The organism is Promicromonospora umidemergens, assembly GCF_024171995.1.
Taxonomy (GTDB): domain Bacteria; phylum Actinomycetota; class Actinomycetes; order Actinomycetales; family Cellulomonadaceae; genus Promicromonospora; species Promicromonospora umidemergens.
Window position 1 is genome coordinate 109,531 of the sequence record NZ_JAMTCT010000019.1, and the last position, 6,757, is coordinate 116,287.

9 protein-coding genes are annotated in these 6,757 nt (G+C 71.9%); all 9 read right to left on the minus strand.

From position 1 onward, the window contains the following. Position 1: 1 nt before the first annotated feature. On the minus strand, positions 2-817 hold the full coding sequence (gene trpC, locus APR04_RS23660) for an indole-3-glycerol phosphate synthase TrpC (RefSeq protein WP_253875074.1): 816 nt from the start codon (positions 815-817) through the stop codon (positions 2-4). A gap of 188 nt (positions 818-1,005) precedes the next feature. Continuing rightward, positions 1,006-1,485 (minus strand): DUF2752 domain-containing protein, encoded by a 480-nt coding sequence (locus APR04_RS23665; protein WP_253875075.1) that lies wholly within the window; start codon positions 1,483-1,485, stop codon positions 1,006-1,008. Further along, a complete protein-coding gene (locus tag APR04_RS23670) occupies positions 1,469-1,762 on the minus strand; it encodes a DUF4190 domain-containing protein (RefSeq protein ID WP_253875077.1) in 294 nt (97 codons plus the stop codon). The genes APR04_RS23665 and APR04_RS23670 overlap by 17 nt, the downstream gene beginning before the upstream one ends. A 4-nt stretch (positions 1,763-1,766) precedes the next feature. After that, positions 1,767-2,027, minus strand: a complete 261-nt coding sequence (locus tag APR04_RS23675) for an HGxxPAAW family protein (protein WP_253875079.1) — start codon at positions 2,025-2,027, stop codon at positions 1,767-1,769. A 60-nt stretch (positions 2,028-2,087) separates the two neighbouring features. Beyond that, positions 2,088-2,753 (minus strand): Trp biosynthesis-associated membrane protein, encoded by a 666-nt coding sequence (locus tag APR04_RS23680; protein WP_253875081.1) that lies wholly within the window; start codon positions 2,751-2,753, stop codon positions 2,088-2,090. Further along, positions 2,750-4,354 carry an anthranilate synthase component I gene (locus APR04_RS23685; RefSeq protein ID WP_308292389.1) on the minus strand — a complete coding sequence of 535 codons (1,605 nt, stop codon included), beginning with the start codon at positions 4,352-4,354 and terminating at the stop codon, positions 2,750-2,752. The genes APR04_RS23680 and APR04_RS23685 overlap by 4 nt, the downstream gene beginning before the upstream one ends. Continuing rightward, a complete protein-coding gene (gene hisI, locus APR04_RS23690; protein WP_253875083.1) occupies positions 4,351-4,737 on the minus strand; it encodes a phosphoribosyl-AMP cyclohydrolase in 387 nt (128 codons plus the stop codon). Before hisI ends, APR04_RS23685 begins: the two co-directional genes overlap by 4 nt. Before the next feature lie 338 nt (positions 4,738-5,075). After that, positions 5,076-6,026 carry a type IV toxin-antitoxin system AbiEi family antitoxin domain-containing protein gene (locus tag APR04_RS23695; RefSeq protein ID WP_253875085.1) on the minus strand — a complete coding sequence of 317 codons (951 nt, stop codon included), beginning with the start codon at positions 6,024-6,026 and terminating at the stop codon, positions 5,076-5,078. Positions 6,027-6,434: 408 nt separating this feature from the next. Continuing rightward, a partial coding sequence (locus APR04_RS23700) for an IS30 family transposase (RefSeq protein ID WP_253875086.1) occupies positions 6,435-6,757 on the minus strand: 323 nt, incomplete at its 5' end.

Here is a 6,757-nt window from a genome sequence, read left to right on the forward strand (position 1 = left end):
TTCAAGCCGGACGGACGGACCGCAGCGACGGGTGCGAGCCGGCCGCTACGAGGTCGGCCACCGACGAGCGCGGTGCGCCGTCGGTCACCAGAGCCTCGCCCACCAGGACGCCGTCGGCGCCGGCGCGGGCCATCTCCATCACGTCGTGCGGGCCACGGATGCCGGACTCCGCGATCTTGATCACGTCGTCCGGGATGTACTCGGCGAGGCTGCGGAACAGGCCGCGGTCCAGCTCGAGGGTCTTCAGGTTGCGGTGGTTGACGCCGATCACGCGGGCGCCTGCACCGACGGCGCGGCGGACCTCTTCGAGGTTGTGCGCCTCGACCAGGGCGGTCATGCCGAGCGAGTGCACGCGCTCGATGAGCGACTCGAGCACGGTCTGCTCCAGGGCGGCGACGATGATCAGCACCAGGTCGGCCCCGTGCGCACGGGCCTCCCACACCTGGTACGGCGTCACGATGAAGTCCTTGCGGAGCACCGGGACGTCCACCCGGCCGCGCACGGCGTCCAGGTCCGCGAGGGAGCCGTTGAACCGGCGCTGCTCGGTGAGCACGGAGATAGCGGACGCGCCGCCGGTCTCGTACTCGGCGGCGAGCGCCGCCGGGTCGTCGATCTGCGCGAGCGAGCCCTTGCTCGGGCTCGAGCGCTTCACCTCGGCGATCACCGAGACGGCGTCCGCCTGCTTGAGGCGACCGAGGCACTCGAGGGCCCCGGGCACCGCGGTGGCGCGCTCCTTGAGCGCGTCGAGAGACACACGTGCCTCCCGCTCCACGAGGTCCTCACGAACTCCCGCGACGATGTCCTCCAGGACCGACATGTAATGAGCCTCCCCGTGGCCTTTGCTCTGCCCTCGTCATACGCCTCGTACGTTTGCTGCGGGGCGATCGCCCCATGGCCATCGTAGGCGGATCGTCGGTGTGGTCCTGACCACTCCCGGAGCGTGAGACGACGTTCCGTCAGATCCCGGGCCGGGAGTCGTCCGAGGACTCCCTGGAGATCACCTGGTCAGGTCCACGGAGTCAGGTACGGCTGCAGCCCGGGCAGGTTGCGTGCGACGAAGAACGCCAGCGCGACGCCGAGGGTGACCCACCCGGCGGTGCTGGTCAGGCCCTTGACGGGCCGGCCGCGAGCGGCGGAGACGAGCCACGCCAGCCACAGGACCACCACCACGGGGGCGGTCACCGTCCACAGCGCGTTCGCCGACCAGGCACCTGCCAGGTCGAGATGCGCCAGGTCGTGCGTGGCGCGCAGCCCCCCGCACAGCGGGCAGGCCAGGCCGGTCAGCTCCAGCAGCGGGCAGAACCCGTAGGAGCCGCGTGCATGCGGGTCGCGCACCGCGAGCAGCAGCGTGGCCGCCCCGACCGCGGCGCCCGCCAGCAGCGGCGCGCGGAGAGCGGGCCTACCGGTGTCCGGCACGGCCTCGGCGGCCGGTTCCCCCGCGTGGGGGCCGGCCGGCCGGGCCGCCGCCTCAGGAACCGGGTCCACCGGCCAGGAACCGCGCGACGATGAGCCCGATCACCAGGGCGAAGATCACGAGGGAGGTCCAGCCGAGCACGACGCCGGTCAGCGCCATGCGCTCGTTGTCGGCCTCGCCGGCCCGCACGGCCCTACGGCCCTTGTTGCCGACGATGATGGCGGGGACCCCGGTGAGGACTCCCAGCGCCAGCACCACCGACGCGATGCCCAGCACGAGCGACCACGCCCCCAGGTTGTTCCTGGGGTACGCGGCTGCGGGCGGCGCGGCCATCGCGAGGGCGGTCATCGCCTTATCGTCCGACGCTCTTCTGGCCCATGCCGAGGTTGCGCAGCACGAGGCCGACGATCAGGGAGGCGCCGATCACCACGAAGCCGAGCACGAACAGGACCAGCCAGGAGGACCAGGACTGGGCCACCAGCACGCCCCACGCGCAGACGAGCACGCCCAGCGTGATCCCGACCATCGTGACCCACGCGGCGACCGTGTGGCCGTGGTTGGTCGGCGGGACGCCCGGCGGGAGGTAGGCGATCTCGGGCTTGTTGTCGGTCATCGCAGGTGGGTGCCTTTCGTGTCGTGCGGTACGCGCTCAGCCTAACCGCTCCGGGTCAGGTCAGCGGCCCGTGGGGTCGTCGCCACGGGACAGCGCGTCCCAGGCGTCGTGCGGGTCGATCTCGTCGTCCGGGTCGGCGGAGGGACCGCCGTCGGGCGTGCCGGACGTGCCGGACGTGCCGGGGGCGGCGGGCGTCCCGGGGGCGGCGCCGGCGGGCGAGCCGGCGGTGGGAGCGCCGGCGGCCGCGGCCGCGCGCTCGTGCCGGCCGGACGTCGCCGCCCAGCCCTTGGCCGCTGTCGCGCCCCAGACCGCCACGACCACGGCGAGCACGCCCGTGGCGAGAGCGGCCCACGGCCACAGGGTCAGGGTCACGGGCGAGGTGAGCTCCGTGACGCCGCTCGCCTCGGACGCGGCGGCGGTGGCGGCGGGCGTCGGGTCGCCGACGACGACGAGCGTGCTCGCCACCACGAGCACCCCGGCGGCCGCCGCGACCACGAGGGCGACGTACCGGGCCACGCGTCCGGTGAGCGCGCACGCGATACCGGCGGCCAGGAGCACGAGCGCCCCGGCCCCGACGCCCGGCGCGGCCGAGGTGCCCGCTGCGGCGACCGCCACCTCGGACTCCAGCGCCGTGGCCACCGTGGTGGTCACCCAGGTGGGCGAACCGGTACCGAACGTGAGCGCGCCGAGGACGAGCAGCGCGAGGACGGTGCGGGCGCGGGTCACTTGCCGCTCCCGGCGGGCCGCAACGGCGTCAGGCGCGACGCGAGCTGGATCGCCCGCACCGCCGCCGCGGCCTTGTTGCGCGACTCCGCGTACTCCAGGGCGGGCACCGAGTCGGCGACGATGCCCCCGCCCGCCTGCACGCTGGCGCGTCCGTCGGCGATGTAGGCGGTGCGGATGGCGATGGCCATGTCCATGTTGCCGCCGAAGTCGAAATACCCGCACACCCCGCCGTAGATGCCGCGGGAGGCCGGCTCGAGCTCGTCGATCAGGGCGATAGCGCGCGGCTTCGGGGCGCCGGAGAGCGTCCCGGCTGGGAAGGTCGCGCGCAGCGCGTCCAGGGCGCTGCGGCCGGCACGGAGCCGGCCCACCACCGTCGAGCACATGTGCATGATGTGGCTGAACCGGCGCACCTTCATGAACTCGACCACCTCGACGCTGGTGGGCTCGCACACCTTCACCATGTCGTTGCGGGACAGGTCGACGAGCATGATGTGCTCGGCCCGCTCCTTGGGGTCGGCCAGCAGCTCCTCGCCCAGCTCGGCGTCCTCCTCCGGCTGTGCACCACGCGGCCGGGAACCGGCGATCGGGTAGGTGGTGACGTGACCGTCGTCCACCTTCACGAGGGTCTCCGGGCTGGAGCCCACGACCGCGAACTCGGCGCCGTCGGGCTTGGCCAGGTGGAAGTAGTACATGTACGGGCTGGGGTTGATCGTGCGCAGCGCGCGGTAGACGTCCAGCGGGTCGGCCGGGCAGTCGAGGTCCAGGCGCTGGGACAGCACCACCTGGAACACCTCGCCGTCGCGGATGGCCTCCTTGCCCGCGAGCACGGCGTCCTCGAACTCGTCCTGGGTGGACCGGAACTCGAGCTGCGGCTCCGGACCGTCGACGACCACGGACGTGACGCGCGCCCCGCCGGCGGCGAGCCGCGCCTCCATGGCGTCGAGCCGGGCGACGGCGTCCGCGTAGGCCTCGTCGACGCGCTCGTCGGTGGCGTCGGCGTTGATCGCGTTGGCGACCAGCCACACGGTCCCCTCCCGGTGGTCCACCACGGCGAGGTCGGTGGCGAGGCACAGCGCGAGCTCGGGCGCACCCACCTCGTCGGGGGCGGTCGACGGGAGCGTCGGCTCCCAGTGCCGCACGATGTCCCAGCCCAGCACCCCCGCCAGGCCGCCGGTCAGCGGCGGCAGGTTCGCCACGCCGGGTGTGCGCAGCGCGACCAGGGCCGCCTCCAGCACCTCGACGACGTCACCCTCGGTCGGGATGCCCACCGGCACGTCACCCGTCCAGACGGCCTTCCCCTTGTCGCTGGTCAGGGTCGCGCGGGACGTGACGCCGACGAACGACCAGCGCGCCCAGACGCCGTCGGACTCCGCCGACTCCAGGATGAAGCTGCCGGGCTTGCTCCGGGCGAGGGTCCGGTAGAGGCCGACGGGCGTGGCGTCGTCGGCGAGGAGGGGACGGACCACCGGGACCACACGCCGGTCCGTCGCCATCTCCCGGAACTCCTCGAGGCTCGGCCAGGTGCGACCCCAGGGCAGGTCGGCGGGTGCGGTCGCCGTGCGGGCCTCGTGGGGGTCGAGCTGGGTTTCGAGCTGGGTCACCGGTACTCCTCGGATCGCTGGTTACGTTCTCCGACCACGGCGCCCAGGTCGCCCCCGGCGTCGAAGCACGTGCGCGTGCCGGTGTGGCACGCTGCGCCCACCTGGTCCACCTGGACGAGCAGCGCGTCGCCGTCGCAGTCGATGCTCACGGCCTTGACGTACTGGGCGTGCCCGGACGTGTCGCCCTTGCGCCAGTACTCCTCGCGGCTGCGGGACCAGAAGGTCACGCGCCCTTCCGTGAGCGTGCGGCGCAGGGCCTCGTCGTCCATCCAGCCGACCATGAGCACCTCGCCCGTGTCGTGCTGCTGCACGACGGCGGCCACCAGGCCGGCGTCGTCCCGCTTGAGTCGGGCAGAGATCGTGGGGTCAAGAACTTCGGGCACCTGAGAATCCTGCCACGTCGCGGGCCGACGGCGGTGTGATGTCCGCCGCCGGCGCGTGTCAGCTACCGGATCCGGACTCTCACCCGAACCCGAACCCGGCTACCGCGTCTGCTCGACCTGGCTGGTGCCGAACCGCAAGTTGCGCGTCCAGCCCGGCGCCGAACCGCAAGTTGCGCGTCTATGCGGCGTCGAACCGAAAGCTGCACGTCGATCGAGGCCTCGCAGGACGTCCAGCCTTCGGTTCGGCACGAAGATCGACGGGCAGCTTGCGGTTCGGCACCGGGAGATTCGGTTGCAGACGGCCAGCTTGCGGTTCGGCGCTCGTCGTCGCGGGTCGATCAGCGGAACCCGCTGTTGTACGTGTCGAGCGTCGCGCGGACCTTGCTGGATACCGTGCCGGGCGTGCTGACCGCCTGTTTCCGGAAGTGCAGGACGACCGCCGAGACAGCAGTGATGTCGTTGTGCCGTTCAGCATCAGCTGCGAGCTGCGCCATGGTGTGGTGCTCGTCGCTGTCGATCTCCGCGATCAGGAGCCGTCCGTCCTTGAATTTCCATCCCAGATCGCCTCGGCGCACGACACCGGACAGATCGCGGACCGGCACCTGCAGCACGTCCGGCGGTACGCCGTTGTCGAAGCAGTCGAGCCGGGCCTCGGACTCTGGCGGGGACTCCGCCCTCGCGTCCACCTCGCCGAAGAAGCCGTGCCGCGTGGCGATACCTCGCCGCCCGCGAGCCCGGTCATGCACCTCGTCCAGCTCGTCGCGGGTCATGAGCCCTCTGTTCAGAACATGGTCCATCACCGCTACGGCCTGGTACCGACCCATCTCGGGCACTGCCTGGACCAGCGCCCAGTCCACGGTGGCCACCATGATCCCGTCGACCTCGGTGACCGTCATTCCGGCGTCGAACATCCGTGCATGGATCCCGTCACGCGAGTATGCGCGGCGCCCGCCGGGGAGGGCTGCCTGCGGCTCGAGCGCGATCGGGAGGCCCCAGACACCATGGATCGCCAGCGCGCACGCACCGACCACCACCGAATCCGGTCCGAGCGCGAGCTTCGCCGCAAAGGCGGCCCGGCGACGGCGGCGATCCGGGTGCCGGGTCACGATCGGCGTCGAGTCGGTGTCGTACACGCCGCGGGTGACGCGCGACCAAGCGCCCGAATCGAGCAGACGGGCGATGCGCGTGAGTGACACCCCGAGCTCACTGCACTGCGCGGTCGTGATCAGGCCCGCCTGGGCCTGCGCGATGATCGCCAGGTCGCTGGGTAGTTCGATCCTTCGTCCCATGGCGCCAGCAAACGCGATCGGGTCAGGCGTGATGACACGGCGATCGGCGGCCTGTGCAAGAGCCCCCTCCGACGGCGGATGTGGTCGCGCTCGATGAGTTCTGCCGCCGTCGGCAGGTGACGTACCGAGGCATGAGCAGTTTGACGCGGCCGGCCTCGACCGTCGCACCTCACGCTGTCCGACGTGCTGCTCGCCACGCCGCCCGGCCGCGCCAGCAGCGCGGCCCGGCCATGCCGCCGAACCGCAACGTATGGGTCGCTCCCGCCAGTTCGACCGACGCCGAACGGCAAGCTGCGCGTCCACTCGCCCAGGTCATCGGCGTCGAGCCGCAACCTATGTGTCAATCTCGGCGTCGAACCGAAGGTTGCACGTCCGGCTCGAGCCCCGTTGTCAATCGGTTAGTGCAACTTAGGCGGCTTGGGTCAGGAGGTTCTTGAGTGCTTGGGCGGGGGTCTTGAGGTCGAGGGTGGGGCGTGGCCTGGCGTTGAGCATGGTCGCGACCCGCTTGAGGTCCTCGGGACTCCACCCGGACAGGTCGGTGCCCTTGGCGAACCAGTGCCGCAGCAGCCGGTTGGTGTTCTCGTTCGAGCCGCGCTGCCACGGCGAGTGCGGATCGGCGAAGTAGACCGGCATGCGTAGATCGAGCTGGATATCGACGTAGCCGGCCATCTCCGAGCCTCGGTCCCAGGTCAACGACCGGCGCAGATGCGCAGGCAGGTCTCCCATCGCGG

Bases quoted from the DNA above. Each gene is read 5' to 3' on its own strand.
- APR04_RS23670 (WP_253875077.1), bottom strand. From the start codon at position 1,762: ATGACCGCCCTCGCGATGGCCGCGCCGCCCGCAGCCGCGTACCCCAGG.
- trpC (WP_253875074.1), bottom strand. From the start codon at position 817: ATGTCGGTCCTGGAGGACATCGTCGCGGGAGTTCGTGAGGACCTCGTG.
- APR04_RS23675 (WP_253875079.1), bottom strand. From the start codon at position 2,027: ATGACCGACAACAAGCCCGAGATCGCCTACCTCCCGCCGGGCGTCCCG.
- APR04_RS23695 (WP_253875085.1), bottom strand. From the start codon at position 6,026: ATGGGACGAAGGATCGAACTACCCAGCGACCTGGCGATCATCGCGCAG.